18 protein-coding genes are annotated in these 18387 nt (G+C 59.4%); 14 read left to right on the forward strand and 4 right to left on the reverse strand.

Features of this window, described 5'->3' with window-relative positions; translation table 11 throughout:
• Positions 1-2 precede the first annotated feature (2 nt).
• The 4 genes from P3M64_RS01320 to P3M64_RS01335 all read left to right on the forward strand — a co-directional run bounded on the left by P3M64_RS01320 (position 3) and on the right by P3M64_RS01335 (position 4951).
• On the forward strand, positions 3-2654 hold the full coding sequence (locus P3M64_RS01320; RefSeq protein WP_132939633.1) for a valine--tRNA ligase: 2652 nt from the start codon (positions 3-5) through the stop codon (positions 2652-2654).
• A gap of 256 nt (positions 2655-2910) precedes the next feature.
• Positions 2911-3882: an SPFH domain-containing protein gene (locus P3M64_RS01325; RefSeq protein ID WP_132939632.1), complete on the forward strand. Its 972-nt coding sequence runs from the start codon at positions 2911-2913 to the stop codon at positions 3880-3882.
• Between the two features lie 59 nt (positions 3883-3941).
• Complete coding sequence (locus P3M64_RS01330; RefSeq protein ID WP_132939631.1) at positions 3942-4391, forward strand: NfeD family protein; 450 nt, start codon at positions 3942-3944, stop codon at positions 4389-4391.
• Positions 4392-4564: 173 nt separating this feature from the next.
• A complete protein-coding gene (locus P3M64_RS01335; protein ID WP_132939630.1) occupies positions 4565-4951 on the forward strand; it encodes a DUF302 domain-containing protein in 387 nt (128 codons plus the stop codon).
• 20 nt (positions 4952-4971) lie between these two features.
• On the opposite strand, the gene P3M64_RS01340 is transcribed toward P3M64_RS01335, so the two are convergent.
• Positions 4972-5361, reverse strand: coding sequence for a hypothetical protein (locus tag P3M64_RS01340; RefSeq protein WP_132939629.1), 390 nt, complete (start codon positions 5359-5361; stop codon positions 4972-4974).
• Between the two features lie 179 nt (positions 5362-5540).
• On the opposite strand from P3M64_RS01340, the gene P3M64_RS01345 reads away from it, so the two are divergent.
• From P3M64_RS01345 to P3M64_RS01355, 3 genes are all read left to right on the forward strand, one after another.
• Positions 5541-6170 carry a hypothetical protein gene (locus P3M64_RS01345; RefSeq protein WP_132939628.1) on the forward strand — a complete coding sequence of 210 codons (630 nt, stop codon included), beginning with the start codon at positions 5541-5543 and terminating at the stop codon, positions 6168-6170.
• Positions 6171-6274: 104 nt separating this feature from the next.
• Positions 6275-8125, forward strand: coding sequence for a dihydroxy-acid dehydratase (ilvD, locus tag P3M64_RS01350; RefSeq protein WP_132939627.1), 1851 nt, complete (start codon positions 6275-6277; stop codon positions 8123-8125).
• A gap of 249 nt (positions 8126-8374) precedes the next feature.
• Positions 8375-9208, forward strand: coding sequence for a bacteriohemerythrin (locus P3M64_RS01355; RefSeq protein ID WP_132939626.1), 834 nt, complete (start codon positions 8375-8377; stop codon positions 9206-9208).
• Positions 9209-9268: 60 nt separating this feature from the next.
• On the opposite strand, the gene P3M64_RS01360 is transcribed toward P3M64_RS01355, so the two are convergent.
• The 3 genes from P3M64_RS01360 to erpA all read right to left on the reverse strand — a co-directional run bounded on the left by P3M64_RS01360 (position 9269) and on the right by erpA (position 10914).
• Positions 9269-9622, reverse strand: coding sequence for a DUF4260 family protein (locus P3M64_RS01360; RefSeq protein WP_165886366.1), 354 nt, complete (start codon positions 9620-9622; stop codon positions 9269-9271).
• A gap of 61 nt (positions 9623-9683) precedes the next feature.
• Positions 9684-10457 (reverse strand): exodeoxyribonuclease III, encoded by a 774-nt coding sequence (gene xth / locus P3M64_RS01365; protein ID WP_243644804.1) that lies wholly within the window; start codon positions 10455-10457, stop codon positions 9684-9686.
• A 106-nt stretch (positions 10458-10563) separates the two neighbouring features.
• On the reverse strand, positions 10564-10914 hold the full coding sequence (gene erpA / locus P3M64_RS01370; RefSeq protein WP_132939624.1) for an iron-sulfur cluster insertion protein ErpA: 351 nt from the start codon (positions 10912-10914) through the stop codon (positions 10564-10566).
• Between the two features lie 183 nt (positions 10915-11097).
• Between erpA and P3M64_RS01375 the strand changes: the two genes are divergently transcribed.
• The 7 genes from P3M64_RS01375 to scpB are packed head-to-tail and all read left to right on the forward strand — an operon-like array spanning position 11098 to position 18306.
• Positions 11098-12285, forward strand: coding sequence for a deoxyguanosinetriphosphate triphosphohydrolase (locus P3M64_RS01375; RefSeq protein WP_132939623.1), 1188 nt, complete (start codon positions 11098-11100; stop codon positions 12283-12285).
• 8 nt (positions 12286-12293) lie between these two features.
• Positions 12294-14048 carry an arginine--tRNA ligase gene (gene argS / locus P3M64_RS01380; RefSeq protein WP_132939622.1) on the forward strand — a complete coding sequence of 585 codons (1755 nt, stop codon included), beginning with the start codon at positions 12294-12296 and terminating at the stop codon, positions 14046-14048.
• The gene (locus P3M64_RS01385; RefSeq protein WP_132939621.1) at positions 14048-15019 is read left to right on the forward strand and encodes an SPOR domain-containing protein; all 972 of its coding nucleotides are present in this window, start codon (positions 14048-14050) and stop codon (positions 15017-15019) included. The genes argS and P3M64_RS01385 overlap by 1 nt, the downstream gene beginning before the upstream one ends.
• On the forward strand, positions 15006-16076 hold the full coding sequence (gene nagZ / locus P3M64_RS01390; protein WP_132939620.1) for a beta-N-acetylhexosaminidase: 1071 nt from the start codon (positions 15006-15008) through the stop codon (positions 16074-16076). The genes P3M64_RS01385 and nagZ overlap by 14 nt, the downstream gene beginning before the upstream one ends.
• A 30-nt stretch (positions 16077-16106) precedes the next feature.
• On the forward strand, positions 16107-16802 hold the full coding sequence (locus P3M64_RS01395) for a site-2 protease family protein (protein ID WP_132939619.1): 696 nt from the start codon (positions 16107-16109) through the stop codon (positions 16800-16802).
• A 5-nt stretch (positions 16803-16807) separates the two neighbouring features.
• Positions 16808-17638, forward strand: coding sequence for a segregation and condensation protein A (locus tag P3M64_RS01400; RefSeq protein WP_132939618.1), 831 nt, complete (start codon positions 16808-16810; stop codon positions 17636-17638).
• Positions 17635-18306, forward strand: coding sequence for an SMC-Scp complex subunit ScpB (scpB, locus tag P3M64_RS01405; protein WP_132939617.1), 672 nt, complete (start codon positions 17635-17637; stop codon positions 18304-18306). Before P3M64_RS01400 ends, scpB begins: the two co-directional genes overlap by 4 nt.
• Positions 18307-18387 lie beyond the last annotated feature (81 nt).

Raw genomic sequence — 18387 nt, forward strand, 5'->3', positions numbered from 1 at the left:
CAATGCTGGACAAAACGTATCGCCCCGCAGAGGTCGAAGAGAAAATTTACAGCCAGTGGGAAGAGAACGGCGATTTCAGCGCCGGCGCCCGTGGCGACGCGAAACCGTTTACGATTGTCATGCCGCCACCGAACGTGACGGGAAATCTGCACGTCGGACATGCGCTCAATCACACCCTGCAGGATATCCTGATCCGCTACTACCGGATGAATGGACGCGACGCCCTGTGGCAACCGGGCACGGACCACGCCGGGATCGCGACCCAGATGGTGGTCGAGCGCCAGTTGGAAGCCGACGGAAAATCCCGTCACGATCTGGGCCGCGACGCCTTTATCGAAAAGGTTTGGTCTTGGAAAGAGAGCTCAGGCGGGGCGATCACCCAGCAGTTGCGCCGCCTCGGGGCGTCGTGCGACTGGCCGCGTGAACGCTTCACCATGGACGACGGGCTGTCCGCCGCGGTGCGCAAGGTCTTTGTCGATCTGCATAAAAAGGGCCTGATTTACCGTGACAAGCGTCTGGTGAACTGGGATCCGAAATTGCATACCGCGATTTCCGACCTGGAGGTGGAGCAGCGCGAAACCGTCGGTAAGATGTGGTATTTTAAATATCCGATCGCAGGCGAAGACGGGCTTTTCCTCACGGTGGCGACGACGCGCCCGGAAACCATGCTGGGCGATAGCGCCGTCGCCGTCCATCCCGACGATGACCGCTATCGCGATTTCGTCGGCAAGCGCGTGGTGTTGCCGATCGTCGGTCGCCATATCCCGATCGTCGCCGACGACTACGCCGATCCCGAGAAGGGCACAGGGGCCGTCAAGATGACGCCGGCGCACGATTTCAACGATTTCGAGGTTGGCCGTCGTCACGGTCTGGAGTTGATCAACGTCCTCGATCACAACGCCTGCCTCAACGAAAATACGCCGGAAAAATACCGTGGCCTGGATCGTTTCGAGGCGCGCCGTTTGGTCGTCGAGGAAATGGAAAGTCTAGGTTTGCTCGACAGGATCGAGGATAATCCGATGACGGTCCCCTACGGCGATCGTTCCGGCGTCGTGATCGAGCCGTGGCTACTCGATCAGTGGTTCGTTGACGCCGAGACCTTGGCCGTTCCCGCGATCGAGGCGGTAAAAAACGGCCAAACGAAATTTGTCCCGCAAAATTGGGAAAATACCTACTTCGAGTGGATGAACAACATCCAGCCCTGGTGCGTATCGCGCCAAATTTGGTGGGGACATCAGATTCCCGCTTGGTACGGCCCCGACGGTCGGCCCTTCGTCGAAATGACCGAGCAGGACGCCCTTGACGCCGCGCGCGCGCATTATGGCGAGGATACCCCCCTGGAGCGCGATCCCGATGTTTTGGACACGTGGTTTTCCTCGGCGCTGTGGCCTTTTTCGACCTTGGGGTGGCCGGAGCAAACGCCGGAATTGGCGCGCTATTACCCGACCGATGTGTTGATCACGGGCTTTGACATCATCTTTTTCTGGGTCGCACGGATGATGATGATGGGGCTTGAATTCACCGGCGAGGCGCCGTTCCGCACGGTTTATATTCATGCCCTGGTGCGCGACGAAAAGGGCCAGAAGATGTCCAAGTCGAAGGGCAACGTGATGGATCCCCTGGAGATCATCGGCAAATACGGGGCCGACGCCCTGCGCTTTACATTGGCCGCGCAGGCGGTGCAGGGGCGCGATGTTAAATTGTCCGAACACCGCATTGAGGGTTATCGTAATTTCGTCACTAAATTATGGAACGCGGCGCGCTTCGCCGAAATGAACGAATGCGCCTATGACGGCGCATTTGACCCCAAATCGTGCAGCCTGAGCATCAATCGGTGGATCGTCTCGAAGCTGGCGCAGGCGGCGATGGATTGCGCCGCCGCGATCGACGCCTATCGCTTTAACGAACTGGCCGATGTGCTCTACCATTTCACCTGGGGGACGTTCTGCGACTGGTATTTGGAACTGAGCAAACCGTACCTTCAGGGCGGGGATGAAACCGCCAAGGCGGAAACCCGCGCCGCTGTGGCCTGGGTGCGCGATCAGCTGCTGCACCTTCTTCATCCGGTGATGCCTTTCGTCACCGAGGAGCTGTGGGCGCAGACCGGCATGCGGGCGACGCGCTTGATCGGCGCGTCTTGGCCCGATCTGGGCGAGGGTGACCGCGACCTCGCTGCCGAGGCGGATGTCGATTGGCTTATTCGTCTGGTCACTCAAGTGCGCGCCCTGCGTTCGGAAATGAACGTCCCCGCTGGGGCCAAGGTGCCGTTGCTGCTTAAGGACGCCAGTGCCCAGAGCGCGCAAAAACTCGCCGTTCACCGTGACGCGATCCTCCATCTGGCGCGCTTGTCCGAGGCGACGCTTTCGAACGACGCGGCGCCTAAGGGCGCGGTTCAGGGGGTCCTCGACGAGACCACGGTGATCCTGCCGCTCGCCGGAATTATCGATATCGCGACCGAGCGCCGGCGCCTGGAAAAAGAAATCGCCAAGTTGAATGCGGATGTCTCTAAATACGAAAAGAAATTGTCCAACGCGGGCTTCCTCGCCAAGGCCCCGGCGGAGGTCGTCGCCGAACAGCGCGCTCGCCTTGAGGATATGGTGCAAACGCGCGAAACCTTGAACCAAGCCCTGGCGCGATTGGCCGCCATGGCATAAGGCCTTCGCGCGACGAGAGAACGCCCCTTTGTGCCGATAATGTGCAGACAAAGGGGCGATTTCGTTTTTGGCGGGCCTGTACGTGCCCCTGCATGGAAGAGCGCCCGGGGCGGTACGACGTCGTTATCAACCTTGACCTGAAAAAGACATGGTCTAATGTCGATGTTCGCGAAAGGTTTTTTAACGCGGGTTGTGCGCGTATGCGTTTGCGCCTCCTCCTGCGAAATACTTTTGGTCCCGTTGGGAGATGTTGTTTATGGCCGGTTTTTCTTCTTTCGTCGTTTTCATTGTCATTTTGGCCTTCGTCATGGTGTTTCTGGGGGTCAAGTCGGTCACCCAGGGGATGCAGTACACCGTCGAACGTTTTGGCCGGTATACCCGGACGTTGGCCCCCGGCTTGCATTTTATCGTTCCGGTAGTCGATAGAATTGGGTTTAAGATCAATATGATGGAGCAAGTTCTAGATGTTCCATCTCAGGAGGTGATCACCCGCGATAACGCCATGGTTCAGGTCGATGGCGTGGTCTTCTATCAGGTCTTGGACGCCGCTAAGGCGGCCTACGAAGTCAGCGGCCTGCAAATCGCGATCTTGAACCTGACGATGACCAACGTGCGTACCGTCTTGGGTGCGATGGATTTAGACGAGCTTCTTTCCCAACGCGATTCGATCAACGCCCGCCTGCTCGCCGTCGTCGATGACGCGACCTCGCCGTGGGGGGTGAAAGTGACCCGGATCGAGATCAAGGACATCTCTCCGCCACGCGATTTGGTCGATGCGATGGGGCGGCAAATGAAGGCGGAACGCGTCAAGCGCGCACAAATTCTAGAGGCGGAAGGGTCGCGTCAGGCGGCGGTGCTGAAGGCCGAAGGCGAAAAACAGGCGGCGATCCTTGAGGCCGAGGGACGCAGGGAGGCGGCCTTCCGCGATGCCGAGGCGCGCGAACGTCAGGCCCAGGCCGAAGCCGCCGCGACCACTGCGATGTCTGCCGCGATCGGTGCCGGAAATACCCAGGCGATCAATTACTTCGTCGCTCAGAAATATGTCGAGGCGCTGCGCGATATCGCCTCGGCGCGCAATGAAAAGGTCATCTTGTTGCCGATGGAGGCGACGGGGATATTGGGCTCCCTGGCGGGGATTTCCGAACTGGCCAAGAGCGCCTTCGGTTCCGATGCCGCGGGCGGCGGCGCATCCGGCGTGGGGGGCTCGGTGCCGACGACGCGCGGCTAAACGTCTTACCGGGCGGTTTTTTGTTGGGGACCTGGAATTATTGGGAAGTTCGGGGGATCATGGACGTTTTTTTAGGCCATCTCACGGGTTGGCATTGGCTGATCGTCGCCGTGGTTTTTATCATTATTGAAAGCATCGCGCCCGGTTTCGTGTTTTTGTGGGTCGGTATTTCCGCCGCCCTGATCGGCGTCGCCCTGTTTATCGTTCCGGGGATGCCACTGGAGGCGCAGGGCTTGGCCTTCGCCGTTCTGTCGGTAGGCAGCATCGTCGTCGGGCGGGTGTGGATGTCTAAAAATACCCCGCCGAGCGATCATCCCGTTCTCAATCAACGCGGTGCGCAATACATCGGCCGGCATGTCGTTCTCGACGGCGCGCTGGTCAACGGTTATGGAAAGATCCGCTTGGACGACACCTCATGGACCGTCGTTTGCGCCGAAGATATCGCCGCAGGCCGTCGGGTTGAGATCGTCGGGGTCGAGGGGACAAGCCTGAGGGTCATTCCTTGTTGATCCCAGGCCTTGTTGATTCCCAGGTCCGCCCGCCTCGAATCCTGCGTCTTCCTGCCTAATGGGGCCGCCACGGTCTCCGATGCGATTTTTCCACCATTCCCTCCCCACGGACTTGGCGTCAACGATAAACCGACTATATCCTTGTCACCCCGAATTATAGGAGTTTTCCCGCCATGAGCTATCACTTCACCAAAACCCTGGACCGGCCCTTCGCCGACGCCATAGATTACGTCACCGCCGCTTTGAAGACGCAAGGATTCGGGGTGTTGACCACGATCGATGTTCAAAAAGCGATGAAGGAAAAAATTGATAAGGATATTCTCCCTTACACGATTCTCGGCGCGTGTAATCCCGGATTTGCCTATAAGGCCCTGCAAGCGGAAAACAAAATCGGCACGATGCTGCCGTGTAATGTTGTCGTCCAGCAACTCGATGATGGTAAAATCGAAGTGTCGGCAGTGGATCCCATGGCGTCTATGCAGGCGGTCGATAACCCAAATTTGGGCCACGTCGCCGCGGACGTTCGTGCGATGTTACAAAAAATTGTCGAAGATCTTTGAGTTCGTCGAATGCGGCGGGGTCAGGAAACCCCGCCGTGTTCACCCTCGCGGCGCAATTCCAGGATATTCTCAAGCCGCTTTTCCCACATTTCCAGCTCTTCCTCGTCGGCGTCCTCATCGTTCGAATCGAGCAGTTCCCTGTTGGCGCGGATTTGGTTTTCGACGACGACCATCAGCTCGTTTAGGTGGGCGTCGGAAATGTTGTTGATCGTGATTTTACCGTCAAAAAGCATGTCGGCGCGTTTCATCAGCGACAACGATTCCAATTTTTCATCGACTTCGCGCCATTGCATATACCAAGCATCGTAAACGCTTGAAGCGCTTTCCCCCCCGGCGGCGGTGATGGCCTCGTCGAGAGTGCCCATGATGGTCATGAACTCATGAACGGAAAGAACCAGATTGCGGGCCATGTCATACCTTATTGTCGTAACGGAGCTATTTGAAAATGCCGAAGCGGCAGATTAGGAGATCACGGCCCCTGGTGCAAGAGCCCTGGGGGCGGAACGATATCCCCTTACCGATTTTTAACGGGCGTGCCATAGACTTGTAAAACCTATTGCCTTAGGGCGTTAAATGGCGAGGAAATGGGGTGTCTCGAAAAAAGAACATTATCGACAACCGTCTCGCCGGCAAGCCCGATGACGTGGACGCATCGGACAATCCGACACCGCGCGAACGAGGCCGGTTGATCGTCAAACGACTGGAGAAATTCATTCGTGAGGGCCGCGGCGATGATGGGGGCATGTCGTTCTCCCGCTGGCAGGAGTTGGCGCTGCATGAAGTCGTCAACGCCATTAGAGACGCCGAACGTCATTGGCGCCTGGATCAGCGGTTTGTCGATCGGGCTTTTTCCGTTGGCGCCAGCGCCCTCGTGACGGCGGGAGTCTGGGGGACCGCGCTGGCTATTGATCGGGCGCCGGACCGCCAAGTCGCCGGGGTTATTTTAATCGGCGCCGGCGCGGCGTTGGCGTTGATTATTGCGATTTGGGGCGCGAGGAAGGCCGAAAAGTACTACCAACGCGCCCGACGGCGCGATTCGCTCCAACGTATCGATCGGTTCGACCGGCAAATCAAAGAATTGCAACGCCACCTGGACGAGCGGGTCGATCAACTGAAGTCGGCGCTGGAAGAAATGAGCGCTTCCGAAGCGCGCGACATTCGCCGCGGCCGTCAAGAAAGGTTGGACAAGACCCTCGACGATTTGATCGACAAGGGGTAAAAAAAATTCGGTGAAGGGCCGCCGCCTTGAAGAGGCGTTTTGGGGGACGGCGGGAAACGGTTGTTATGACGCGGCGTCGGCTGCGGGTTATTGGGAAACGGATCATGGTGCAATATCGGTCGAAAACATCCACCCATGGGCGCAACATGGCGGGCGCGCGGGGACTGTGGCGCGCCACCGGCATGAGCGACGGAGATTTCGGTAAGCCGATCATCGCCGTGGTCAATTCCTTCACCCAGTTCGTTCCCGGACACGTGCACCTGAAGGATCTCGGGCAGATGGTTGCGCGGGAAATCGAATCGGTGGGCGGCGTCGCCAAGGAATTCAACACCATCGCCGTCGATGACGGCATTGCGATGGGCCATGACGGGATGCTGTATTCGTTGCCGTCGCGCGAGATCATCGCCGACAGTGTGGAATACATGGTCAACGCACATTGCGCCGACGCCATGGTGTGTATTTCTAACTGCGATAAAATCACGCCAGGCATGATGATGGCGGCGATGCGCCTGAATATACCGACGGTTTTTGTTTCGGGCGGACCGATGGAGGCGGGCAAGGTGGTTGTCGATGGTAAAACCGTCGCCGTTGATCTGGTTGACGCCATGGTCCAGGCGGCCAATCCGGACGCCAGCGATGAAATGGTGGCGCAAATTGAGCGTTCCGCATGCCCCACCTGCGGGTCGTGTTCGGGGATGTTCACCGCCAATTCGATGAATTGCCTGGCCGAGGCCCTGGGCCTCGCGCTTCCCGGAAACGGCACGTTGTTGGCCACGCACCGAACGCGGAAGGATCTTTTTTTACGCGCCGGACGGGTTGTGGTGGAATTGTGCCGGCGATATTACGATCACGACGACGACAGCGTCCTTCCGCGCAATCTTGGTGGGCGCAAGGCGTTTGAAAACGCGATGACGCTTGATATCGCCATGGGAGGATCGTCGAACACGGTGCTGCACCTCCTGGCGATCGCCAACGAAGCGGAAATCGATTTCACCATGGCCGATATCGACGCGTTGTCGCGCAAGGTCCCCAACTTGTGCAAGGTTTCCCCCGCGAGCGCGCTTTACCACATGGAAGACGTTCATAGGGCTGGGGGAATTTACGCCATTTTGGGCGAATTGGACCGTGCGGGGCTTATTCACAGGGATGTCGCCACCGTGGAGGAGAAAACTCTGGGCGAAGCCCTGGATCGTTGGGATGTGACGCGCAGAGAGGATCCGGTCATTCACGCCTTCTTCAAGGCGGCCCCCGGCGGCAGAGCCACGGTTCAGGCCTTTAGCCAGGACAGTCAATATTCCGACCTTGATCTTGATCGCGCCCTGGGGTGCATCCGCGATGTCGGGCACGCCTATTCGACCGACGGTGGTCTTGCCGTGCTGTTTGGCAACATCGCTGAAAACGGATGCATCGTGAAAACGGCGGGTGTCGATGCCGAGAACCTGACGTTCAGCGGTCGGGCGCGTATTTTCGAGAGCCAGGACAGCGCGGTGGAGGCGATTTTAAACGATAAAATCGAAGCCGGCGACGTCGTTCTTATCCGCTATGAAGGCCCCAAGGGCGGCCCGGGAATGCAAGAAATGCTATACCCGACCAGCTATCTGAAATCGAAGGGACTGGGCAAGGCCTGCGCCTTGGTCACCGACGGGCGTTTCTCGGGAGGGACCTCTGGGCTTTCGATTGGCCACGTTTCACCGGAGGCCGCCCAAGGCGGTGCGATCGCGCTTGTCGAAGAGGGCGATATCCTCATGATCGACATACCCAACCGTACGATTGCCATCGATGTTTCGCAAAGCGACCTGGGCGCCCGGCGCGCCGCCATGGAACAAAAAGGGCGTGGGGCTTGGAAACCGGAATCTCTCCGGGCGCGTAAGGTGTCTCCGGCGCTTCGAGCGTATGCGGCCCTGACGACAAGCGCCGACCGTGGGGCGGTTCGGGACGTTTCCCAGGTGGAATAGCCAAGTGCGATAGCGGATATTCCGTAGGGAAGGTTTCCTCCGTTCGCGTGGATAGGCCCACCGACTGTTTTTGAGTGGTTGTAGCATACTCGTCAATTGGTTGTGCCGGAATGATTTTTTGCGCCTTATCCACATTTACGATGAAGAAGTGTTAAATAATGCTTGCGTCGTCATGGCTTTTTTTGCGATTTATTACACTCAAATAATGAGAAAATTATATTTTTGTGCGCGATCAACGGGGGAGGCTGAATGACTCTCATTCATTGGAACAAGCAGCTGGAGATCGGCATTCCCTTTGTCGATACGGATCACCGGGTTTTGGTTAATCTTCTCAATCAATTACACAGTTGTGTTGATCAGCGTGAAGAACTCACGGTTTTGGACAGCGTATTGTCCACTTTGCTTGAATACACGAATTATCATTTTCGTCGTGAAGAAAAACTTCTCGAAATATGCGCGTATCCCCTCCTGGAAGAACATAAAGACAGCCATCGTCTCTTGGAGGGCGAAGTCCGCGACCTTTGCCGTGTGTTCCGGTACAATAGAGAAACTGTAAAATCCGATGATGTTAAGGCGTTTCTCAATCAATGGTTGTTGGAACACATCATGGGTGAGGATGTGTCGTATCGTCGCCATTGCGTGGATAATATCGATGCGAGAACGCAAGCGACCGAGATGGCGTTCCTGGTGCCCACCAAAAATTTGGAAGACCTGCGGGTCATGCTTGTCGATGACAGCGCCAATTTTAGGGCCCTTATCAAGACCATCTTGCACGCCGTCGGGGTTCGCAATCTCGATCTGGTTGGAGATGCGCAAGAAGCGATCACACGGCTGACGCGCCGACCGGTGGATATTGTTTTTTGCGATTGGGTGATGGATGGCATGAACGGATCGGAATTCGCCTATAAGGTCCATCAAATGGCGTTGCCGACCAAGGTGGTCCTGATGACGGGCTATTCGATCGACATCCTGCAGGAGCGTTCGACCCAGACCGGCGTTAGCGCTTTTTTGGAAAAACCGATACAGGCGCGCCAGTTGTTGGAAATGATTACCTCGACGTTGCGCGAGCCGATCGGCGTTTGACTTAGGCTTGAGTCCGCGGCCTTCTTGCCTCCTCGCCTTTGCGTGGCAAAAGAGGGTCTGTCATTCGCCCAGCATCTGTAGATGTGTGACCTTGAACCCCTGGGACGACTTCATGCCGAAACCCAAGACACGGTCAAGGGCGATGTGAGCAACCCATCCGAATAAGAAATAGGGTCCCGATGACCAGAAAATCAGGCTCAGAGCCACGGGCAGTGCATAGGTGTGCGCGGCGTTGTAAATCCATCGGGGCCATGGGCTGGACTTCGCGAAAAGGGCGTAGGGGATGATCGCGAGGTCCGGCAGGGCGAGGAACAGCGCGAAACCCCACCAATTTCCGCCAAAATACGCATGCAAGCCGACGGAAGCGGCTAAAATGGCCAAGGCATCGAGCCTTAGGGCGAGCGTGATGTTCATGGCTTCGTCTACTCCATGCATATGTCGGATTATTTCCGAAGGATGTGTTGCGCGATGAGGGTCAGTCGTCCAAACGGCACCACACTGGGGTATGGTCGGAGGGTTTTTCCCAACCGCGCGGGGTGCGGTCGATCTCACAGGCGCTTAGGCGGTCGGCGGCCTGCGGCGACAGCAACAGGTGGTCGATGCGCACGCCCATATCTTTTTGCCATCCGCCGCCACGGTAATCCCACCAAGTGTAGCGTCCCGTTTCCCTATTCAGGGCGCGAAAGGCGTCGGTTAGGCCGAGGGTGGCGATTCGCCTCAGGGCCTTGCGCGATTGCAGGCGGTATAGGGCGTCGTCGCGCCACCCCTTGGGGTCGTAAACGTCGCCTTCTTCGGGGATGACGTTATAATCACCGCCCAGGACAAACGGTTTTTCGCTTTTTAGCAATTCCCGGGTGCGCGCGTAAAGGCGGTCCATCCAGCGCAGTTTATAATCGTATTTATCGCCGGGGGCGGGGTTGCCGTTGGGCAGATAGATACAGGCGGCGCGAAGGCCCAGGGTGTCCACCTCAAGGTAGCGCGCCTGCTGGTCGTCGGCGTCTCCCGGCAGTCCTTCCTGGACGACCTCGATATCTCCTTTGGAGAGCACGGCGACACCGTTGTAGGTCTTTTGCCCATGCGCTCGGACCCGGTAACCTTCGGCCTCGATTTCCATTCGAGGAAAGGCGTCGTCCACGGTCTTGGTTTCCTGGAGCAGGGCGATGTCGGGGGCGAATTCGCGCAGCCAGCGCAGGACGTGGGGCAGGCGGGCCTTGATGGAATTGACGTTCCAGGTGGCGATGGTGATCATGACGGGGGGCGTTTCCGGTTATGCCCGAAATCGGGATGTGCGAAACGGTGAAGGCGCACAAAACGTCCGAGTGCGTGAAAAATGGCGCGCGGCGAAGGTGGCGCGCCTAAACGGAAAATGACGAGCCGCACCCGCATGTCGATGTGGCGTTGGGGTTGGACATGACGAAGTAAGATCCCATCAGGTCTTCCTTGAAATCGAGCTCGGCGCCGTTGAGAAGATCCAGGGATACCTTATCGACCACGACCCGAACGCCGTCGAGTTCAAAAATAAGGTCTTCGTCGGAGGTGCTCTCGTCCAGTTCGAAGCCGTATTGAAAGCCCGAGCATCCCCCGCCAGAAACGCTGACGCGCAGCTTCAGCGCCGCATTGCCTTCGCTTTCGATGAGGTTGGCGATGCGTTTGACGGCGCTTTGGGAAATGGTGATCGCTTGTTCTGATGGTGCGTGTTGTGACATTGCTATTCCTCGAGGGCGCGAGAGCGTCGCGCACGACCGGAGCGTCGGGGGAACGGGCGAAGGCGTCCCGCCGAAACCCCAAAGACGCGGATGAAGTCCGTTTATTATTTATGCGCGCTTCGCGGTTTGTCAATTGCGCCATAAGGCGTTGCACCCTGGAGCGGGCGGGGGTAATTTCCGCTTATGAGTATTCTCGCCCCCTACGCCTCGCATCCCAATGAGAGTCGCGGACGGCTCTATGCCGAACCCGCGAGCGCGACCCGGACGTGCCATCAACGCGACCGCGACCGGATTATTCATTCCGGCGCCTTTCGCCGCCTGCAATACAAGACCCAGGTCTTCGTTAATCACGAGGGTGATTTTTTTCGCACGCGCCTGACCCATTCGCTGGAGGTTTCGCAAATCGCACGCTCCTTGGCCCGTTGTCTGGGGTTGAGCGAACATTTGGCGGAAACGCTGGCCCTGGCCCACGATCTGGGGCACACCCCGTTCGGTCACGCCGGTGAGGACGCCCTCGAAGACGTCATGGCTCCTTTCGGTGGCTTCGATCACAACGCCCAATCGCTGCGCGTCGTGGTCGCGTTGGAACGGCGGTACGCCGATTTCGACGGCCTTAACCTGACTTGGGAAACCCTGGAAGGGGTGGTCAAGCACAACGGCCCGCTGATCGGTAGGCCGGACAGCAAACCGTTGCCCCGGGCAATCGCGGAGTATGGCGCGCGTCAGGATCTGTGGCTGTCCACCTACGCCAGCGCCGAGGCGCAAATCGCCGCCGTGTCCGACGACGTGGCGTACAACAATCACGATATCGACGATGGCCTGCGCGCCGGATTGTTCACCATCGCCGATCTCGGCGACGTGCCCCTGGTCGGTCCCATCTTCGCCGACGTGATGAAAACGTATCCCGATCTGGACAATTCGCGCATCATCCATGAGGCGGTGCGGCGCATGATCGGGGCGATGGTCGATGATTTGTTGGAAGAAAGCCGCCGCCGTATCGGCGACGCCGCGCCGAAATGCGCCGACGATATCCGCCATCTGAAAGTCCCAATCGCGGCTTTTTCCGAGCGGATGCAGGAAAATGACCGCGCCTTGAAGAAATTTCTTTTCGAATACATGTACCGGCATTACAAGCTCAATCGCATGACCAGCAAGGCGCGCCGGGTGGTCAGGGATCTGTTTTCCTTATTGTTGAGCGAGCCCGAATGCCTGCCCACGGATTGGCGGGCGATGGCCGGCGCGCCGGAAACGCAGCAGACGGCGCGCTTGGTCGCCGATTATATCGCCGGCATGACCGACCGTTCGGCGCTCGACGAGCACCGCCGATTGTTCGACCTACAGGCGCGGACGTCTGACATTTCCATCGGATAGGGATATTTATGAACCTTTTTGAGCACTTTCGCGGTGAAATCGGCGGCATTATCGAAACCTTGGTGGCGGACGAAGATCTGCCGCGGGGCCTTAACCTCGACAAAATGTCGGTCGAGCCCCCGCGCGACGCCGCCCACGGCGACATCACCACCAACGCCGCGATGATCCTCGCCAAACCCGCGGCCATGAAGCCGCGCGACGTGGCGGCCCTGATCTCCCGGCGGCTCGAAGATTTACCCGATGTCGAGACCGTTGAGATCGCGGGACCGGGATTCCTCAATATGCGCCTGAAGGCGGCCTTCTGGCACGCCCGCCTGGGCGATATTCTACGCGCCGGGCGCGCTTATGGCGACGGTACGCTGGGGCAGGGGGGCAAGGTCAACGTCGAATACGTTTCCGCCAATCCGACCGGGCCGATGCACGTCGGCCATAGCCGGGGCGCGGTGGTCGGCGACGCCTTGGCGGCGCTGCTCGAAAAGGCGGGCTACGACGTGACCCGCGAATACTATATCAACGACGCCGGCGCCCAAGTCGATGTTTTGGCCCGTTCGGTCCATCTGCGCTACCGCGAAGTTTTCGGCGAGGATATCGGTGCGATCCCTGAGGGGCTGTATCCCGGCGATTATCTGATTCCCGTGGCCGAGGCGTTAAAAAAACGCGACGGCGCATGCTGGCTGGATGCGCCCGAGGAGGATTGGCTCGCCCCGCTGAGGACATTTGCCGTGGCGGCGATGATGGACCTGATCCGCGCCGACCTCGACGTCCTCGGCGTGCATCATGATGTTTTCACGTCCGAGCGCGCCCTGGTGGACGCCGGCAAGGTGGACGCGGCGATTGCCGGGTTGCAACAACGCGGATTGATTTACGAAGGCGTCCTGACCCCGCCCAAGGGCAAATTGCCCGACGATTGGGAAGAACGCGAACAAACCCTGTTCAAGGCGACCCGGTTCGGCGACGATATCGACCGTCCGGTGCGCAAGTCCGATGGGTCGTGGACCTATTTCGCCTCCGACATGGCTTATCATATGGACAAGTTCGCCCGCGGCTTTAGCCGGATGATCAATGTTTGGGGCGCCGATCATGGCGGTTACGTCAAGCGCATGCAATCCGCCGTCAAGGCGCTCAGCGAGGGGAAGGGCGATCTCGACGTCAAGCTGTGCCAAATGGTCAACCTGATGGATGGCGGCCAGCCGGTCAAAATGTCGAAACGGGCGGGTAATTTCGTCACCCTGCGCGAACTCGTCGAACGGGTCGGCAAGGATGTCGTCCGCTTTATCATGCTGACGCGCAAGAACGACGCCCCGCTCGATTTCGATTTGGCCAAGGTCACCGAACAGTCGCGCGACAATCCGGTGTTTTACGTCCAGTACGCCCACGCCCGGGCCCATTCGGTGATGCGCCACGCCGCCGATGAATTGGGTGCGGACGCGGTGAATTTGGACGACCTCTCCGCGATCGATTTTACGCGCCTCGGCGACGAGGCCGAAGTGCAGTTGATCCGCCTGTTGGCCGGTTGGCCGCGTCTGGTCGAAAGCGCCGCCGAGGCGCACGAGCCGCATCGCGTCGCCTATTACCTGAACGATGTCGCGGCGCTGTTCCACGCCTTGTGGAATAAAGGCAAGGACGACGCGTCGTTACGATTTGTTCATGCCGACGATCTATCATTAACCCGCGCCCGGTTGGCGCTGCTCAAGGCGATGGCCGACGTGATCGCCTCGGGCCTCAATGTGTTTGGCGTGACCCCGGTAGAGGAGATGCGGTGATGTCCAAGTCCGACGAACAGAACGAACATCCCGACGACGTGCCCGCCGCCTCCGACGTTTTGGAATTCGAACCGTTGGCGCAAAGCGATCCGCCCCGGCGCACGGCGGTGAAAATTGTCCTTATATTGCTCGCCCTGATCGTGTTGGGGGGGGGCGTCACGTGGTTTTACTGGGGAAACGAGTTGGCGGTGAAGGCCGGGTATGAAGCGCCGGTCATCCACGCCGAAAGCACGCCCTATAAGGTCCGTCCGGCGGATCCCGGCGGCATGGCGGTGCCCGATCGCGATAAACTGGTCTACAATCGCATGAACGGCCAGGACGTGCCGTTGCCCCCGGTGGAACAATTGCTCGCCCCGGCGGAGCAGCCGATCGCGCCGCCCCAGCCGGCTCCCGCCGCTCAGGGAATACCCGTTCCCCCTCCCGCGACGCCCGACCTCAAGAAGATTGCCGGCGGGCGGCAAAAATTGGGGCGGGATATCGCCAAGGCGACCGTTCCTCCGGTCCCGCCCGCGCAGCCCGGCGTACCCACGCCCTCCACCGCAAAGGCGGTTACCGGCGGCGCGCCTTTGCCTCAAGACCTGTCGCAATCACTGAAAAACGTCCTCGGCGAGACGGCGGCTCCGGCCCCCTCCGTGGTTTCGCCGGCGCCCAATTTGAACGCCGCCGCACAGCCCGCCGCCGAGGCCCCGCAGGGGAAGGCCGTATCGGCCGCTTCCCTTCAGGGGGCCTATTTGGTGCAATTGGCGGCGGTGCGCGACCGCGCCGTGGCGCAGTCGGAATGGGACCGCCTGCAAAAGGCCAACCCCGATCTTTTGGGGACGCTGAAGCTACACGTGATGGACGTTAAATTGGCCGGCAAGGGTGTATTTTACCGCCTGCGCGCCGGACCCCTGCCTTCGGAAAACGCGGCGAAGAAATTGTGCGCCGAATTGGCAAAACGTAAGGAGGGGTGCCTGATTGTCCGCCCCTGATTGCGCTCTCGACGCACGAACGAAAGGCGGGCGCTTTCCCCGAGCCGTGATTTTCGGTCTCGCGGGGACGGTGTTAAGCGTCGAGGAGGCGGCTTTTTTTGCAGAAGTCGATCCTTTGGGATTCATCCTGTTCACGCGCAATTGCCGGAACCCCGATCAGGTGCGCGCCCTGGCGAGTGAACTGCGGGCATGTGTCGGACGCTCCGACGCGCCCATTTTGATCGATCAGGAAGGCGGCCGAGTGGCGCGCCTGAAGCCGCCTCATTGGCCGCTCTTTCCCGCCGCGGGCGCGATAGCCGGACTTTATGAAGAGGACCCCAAGGCCGCCTTGGAAGCGGCGATGCTTCATGCCTTTCTCATAGCATGTGTGTTGCGGGATTTGGGAATTACCGTGAATTGCGCACCCGTGTTGGATATTCCCCAGGCCGGTAGCGATCCGATCATTGGCGACCGCGCTTTCGGGACGACGCCGCGCATGGTTTCGACCCTGGCGCGCGCGGCGTGCGACGGTTATTTGCGCGGTGGTGTCGTTCCCGTGATCAAGCATATTCCGGGTCATGGGCGCGCCCTGGTTGACAGTCACATGGCCTTGCCGGTTGTTGACGCCCCCTTGGGCGAATTGCGGCGGGTCGATTTTCGTCCCTTTCTCGATCTTGCCGACATGCCGTGGGCGATGACCGCCCATGTCGTGTATAAAGATATCGACCCCGACGGGCCGGCGACCACGTCTTCGCGCATCCTCGGGCGGATCGTGCGTGAGGAGTTTGGCTTTCGCGGCGTCGTGCTCAGTGATGATTTGTCGATGAACGCCCTCGGCGGCGATTACGCCGAGCGCGCCCGGCAGGCGTTGACGGCGGGGTGCGACGTGGTGCTTCATTGCAACGGGGATCGCGACGAAATGCAGGCAGTGGCCGAGGGGGCGCGTGAAATGACGGAGACATCGTATTTTCGCGTCCAAAGTGGTGAAAAGATGCGCTGCCGGTGCGCTCGCGCGGATGACGAGGATACGATGGAACAGTGGGCGCGATTGGCGGGTCTACTTAAGCGCGCGTCTTGAAAGAAGCGCCGACGGAACAGGAAACGATGAATGGGACTGACTTTAAACGACATCGTTCACACGGCGTCTGTCTGGGTGTTGCCGGTGCTTTTTGCGGTGACCTTGCATGAAGCTGCGCACGGTTTTATCGCTTGGCGTTTGGGCGACCCGACGGCTTATCGGGCGGGCCGCGTTACTTTCAACCCTCTCAGACACGTCGATCCTTTCGGCACGGTGATCCTTCCCGCGATGCTTTTGTTGGCGTCCGGGGGAAAATTCATGTTCGGTTTCGCCAAACCGGTTCCGGTTAATTTCCGCGCCCTGGGTCATCCCCGCCGGGATATGGTCCTGGTCGCCTTGGCGGGGCCGGGCACGAACATCCTCTTGGCCGTCGTCTCGGCGTTGTTGTTGCACACGATCCAATACATGCCGCCCGCTTTCGCGCAATGGTCGGCGACAAACTTCGTCAATTCGATGTGGATCAACATCGTGCTCGCCCTGTTCAACATGATCCCCTTGCCGCCATTGGACGGCGGGCGTGTGGCGGTGGGCGTCCTGCCGCAGCCGTTTTCGTCCAAGCTGGCCGGATTGGAAAGATCGGGATTTCTGATTTTATTGGCGATCTTGTTTGTGTTGCCCTGGTTGGGACGGCAGATCGGCGTCAACCTGGACATCCTGCCTTGGGTAATCGGGGAGCCCGCGCGCGCCCTGATGAGCGCGATCGCAAGCGTGACGGGGGTGCAATAGACCATATGAGCGACGATCGCGGGATGGAAGACGGCTGGGAACAAGACGCGCGCATCGCCGCCGTGCGGGAATCCTTCATCGTCGATATCGAAGGCTTCGAGGGACCGTTGGACATCTTGCTGGCGCTGGCGCGCGATCAGAAGGTCGATCTCATCCATGTCTCCATGCTCGCCCTGGCCGACCAATATCTGGGGTTTATCGCCCGCGCCCGGCGCTCGAATCTGGAACTCGCCGCCGATTATCTGGTGATGGCGGCGTGGCTCGCGTATTTGAAATCCCGCCTGCTGCTGCCCGACTTGAAAACCGAGGACGAACCGACCGGCGCCCAGTTGGCCGAGGCGTTGGCCTTTCAGCTGCGTCGCCTGCAAGCGATGCAGGACGCCGGGCGCAGACTGCTGGCCAGGGCGCGTTTGGGGGAAGGTTTTTTCCCCCGAGGGGCGCCGGAAACCTTCGCAGATAACGCGAAACCGGTTTTCGAGGCCTCATTGTACGACCTTCTAAAAGCCTATGGCGATCAAGTGCGCCGCAAATCGGCGGCAGGCCCCCTGCATATCGAAACGTCATGGCAGCTTTCTTCCGTGGAAGACGCCTTGGAACGCCTGCGCGCGCTGGTCGGCTATTGTCCCGATTGGAAAAGGCTGGCGCACTTCCTACCCGAGACTCTCAAAGATCCCTTGGCCGTACGGTCGGCCCTGGCCGCCACATTCAGCGCTTCGTTGGAGTTGGCCAAACAGGGTAAAGTTACGCTGCGTCAGGACGGCGCTTTCGAGGATATCTATATTCAATCCACCGTTCGCGAGGTCTCCCGCGGCGCTCCGGCGAAGGATAAACCATGAGCGAGACGGTGTCGGCGCCTTTGGACGACGATGTTCGCTTGATTGAGGCGATTCTCTTCGCCTCGCGCGAGGCGGTGCCCGAGAACGCCTTGCAGCGGCGTCTACCCGAAGGTGTCGATGTTAGGCATATCTTGGATGCCCTGAGCGCGCATTACGCCCACCGTGGGGTGCGTCTGGTTCGCGCCGGTGGGGCCTGGGCGTTTCGCACCGCCCCCGATTTGGGGCCGCGTCTTAACCGGGAGCGGCAGGTTTCTCGTAAACTTTCACGCGCTGCGATCGAAACGCTGGCGATCATCGCCTATCATGAGCCGGTGACGCGCGCTGAAATCGAGGAAATTCGCGGCGTTTCCCTTAGCAAGGGGACGCTGGACGTCTTGTTCGAAGCGGGCTGGATTCGCCCCCGGGGGCGGCGCAGGACGCCGGGTCGCCCGATGACGTGGGGAACGACGGATGCCTTTCTCGACCACTTCGGTTTGGAGAGTCTGAAAGATTTGCCGGGGATCGAGGATTTGAAAGCCGCCGGTCTTCTCGACGCCCGCCCCGCCGCCGAAACGTACAGTGTACGGGGGATGTTGGCGAACATCGGGGATGAGGCTCTACCCGAAAATTCCGATAGGGATGAGGAATTTATCATCGAATCACTCGACACGGATGACGAAGGCTCTTAAAACACTTGTGTGACATGCGCCTCGCCGAGGTCTTTCGTCGATGACGTGGCCTAGAGAGTTTCGCATTATCCGCGCAACGCA

It is taken from the genome of Varunaivibrio sulfuroxidans, assembly GCF_029318635.1.
GTDB lineage: Bacteria > Pseudomonadota > Alphaproteobacteria > Rhodospirillales > Magnetovibrionaceae > Varunaivibrio > Varunaivibrio sulfuroxidans.

Coding starts and splice junctions, on each gene's coding strand:
- P3M64_RS01400 (WP_132939618.1), top strand. CDS start 16,808: ATGAGCGACGATCGCGGGATGGAAGACGGCTGGGAACAAGACGCGCGC.
- ilvD (WP_132939627.1), top strand. CDS start 6,275: ATGGTGCAATATCGGTCGAAAACATCCACCCATGGGCGCAACATGGCG.
- P3M64_RS01385 (WP_132939621.1), top strand. CDS start 14,048: ATGTCCAAGTCCGACGAACAGAACGAACATCCCGACGACGTGCCCGCC.
- xth (WP_243644804.1), bottom strand. CDS start 10,457: ATGATCACCATCGCCACCTGGAACGTCAATTCCATCAAGGCCCGCCTG.
- argS (WP_132939622.1), top strand. CDS start 12,294: ATGAACCTTTTTGAGCACTTTCGCGGTGAAATCGGCGGCATTATCGAA.
- P3M64_RS01320 (WP_132939633.1), top strand. CDS start 3: ATGCTGGACAAAACGTATCGCCCCGCAGAGGTCGAAGAGAAAATTTAC.
- P3M64_RS01360 (WP_165886366.1), bottom strand. CDS start 9,622: ATGAACATCACGCTCGCCCTAAGGCTCGATGCCTTGGCCATTTTAGCC.
- erpA (WP_132939624.1), bottom strand. CDS start 10,914: ATGTCACAACACGCACCATCAGAACAAGCGATCACCATTTCCCAAAGC.
- P3M64_RS01355 (WP_132939626.1), top strand. CDS start 8,375: ATGACTCTCATTCATTGGAACAAGCAGCTGGAGATCGGCATTCCCTTT.
- P3M64_RS01395 (WP_132939619.1), top strand. CDS start 16,107: ATGGGACTGACTTTAAACGACATCGTTCACACGGCGTCTGTCTGGGTG.
- P3M64_RS01325 (WP_132939632.1), top strand. CDS start 2,911: ATGGCCGGTTTTTCTTCTTTCGTCGTTTTCATTGTCATTTTGGCCTTC.
- scpB (WP_132939617.1), top strand. CDS start 17,635: ATGAGCGAGACGGTGTCGGCGCCTTTGGACGACGATGTTCGCTTGATT.
- P3M64_RS01375 (WP_132939623.1), top strand. CDS start 11,098: ATGAGTATTCTCGCCCCCTACGCCTCGCATCCCAATGAGAGTCGCGGA.
- P3M64_RS01335 (WP_132939630.1), top strand. CDS start 4,565: ATGAGCTATCACTTCACCAAAACCCTGGACCGGCCCTTCGCCGACGCC.
- P3M64_RS01330 (WP_132939631.1), top strand. CDS start 3,942: ATGGACGTTTTTTTAGGCCATCTCACGGGTTGGCATTGGCTGATCGTC.
- P3M64_RS01340 (WP_132939629.1), bottom strand. CDS start 5,361: ATGGCCCGCAATCTGGTTCTTTCCGTTCATGAGTTCATGACCATCATG.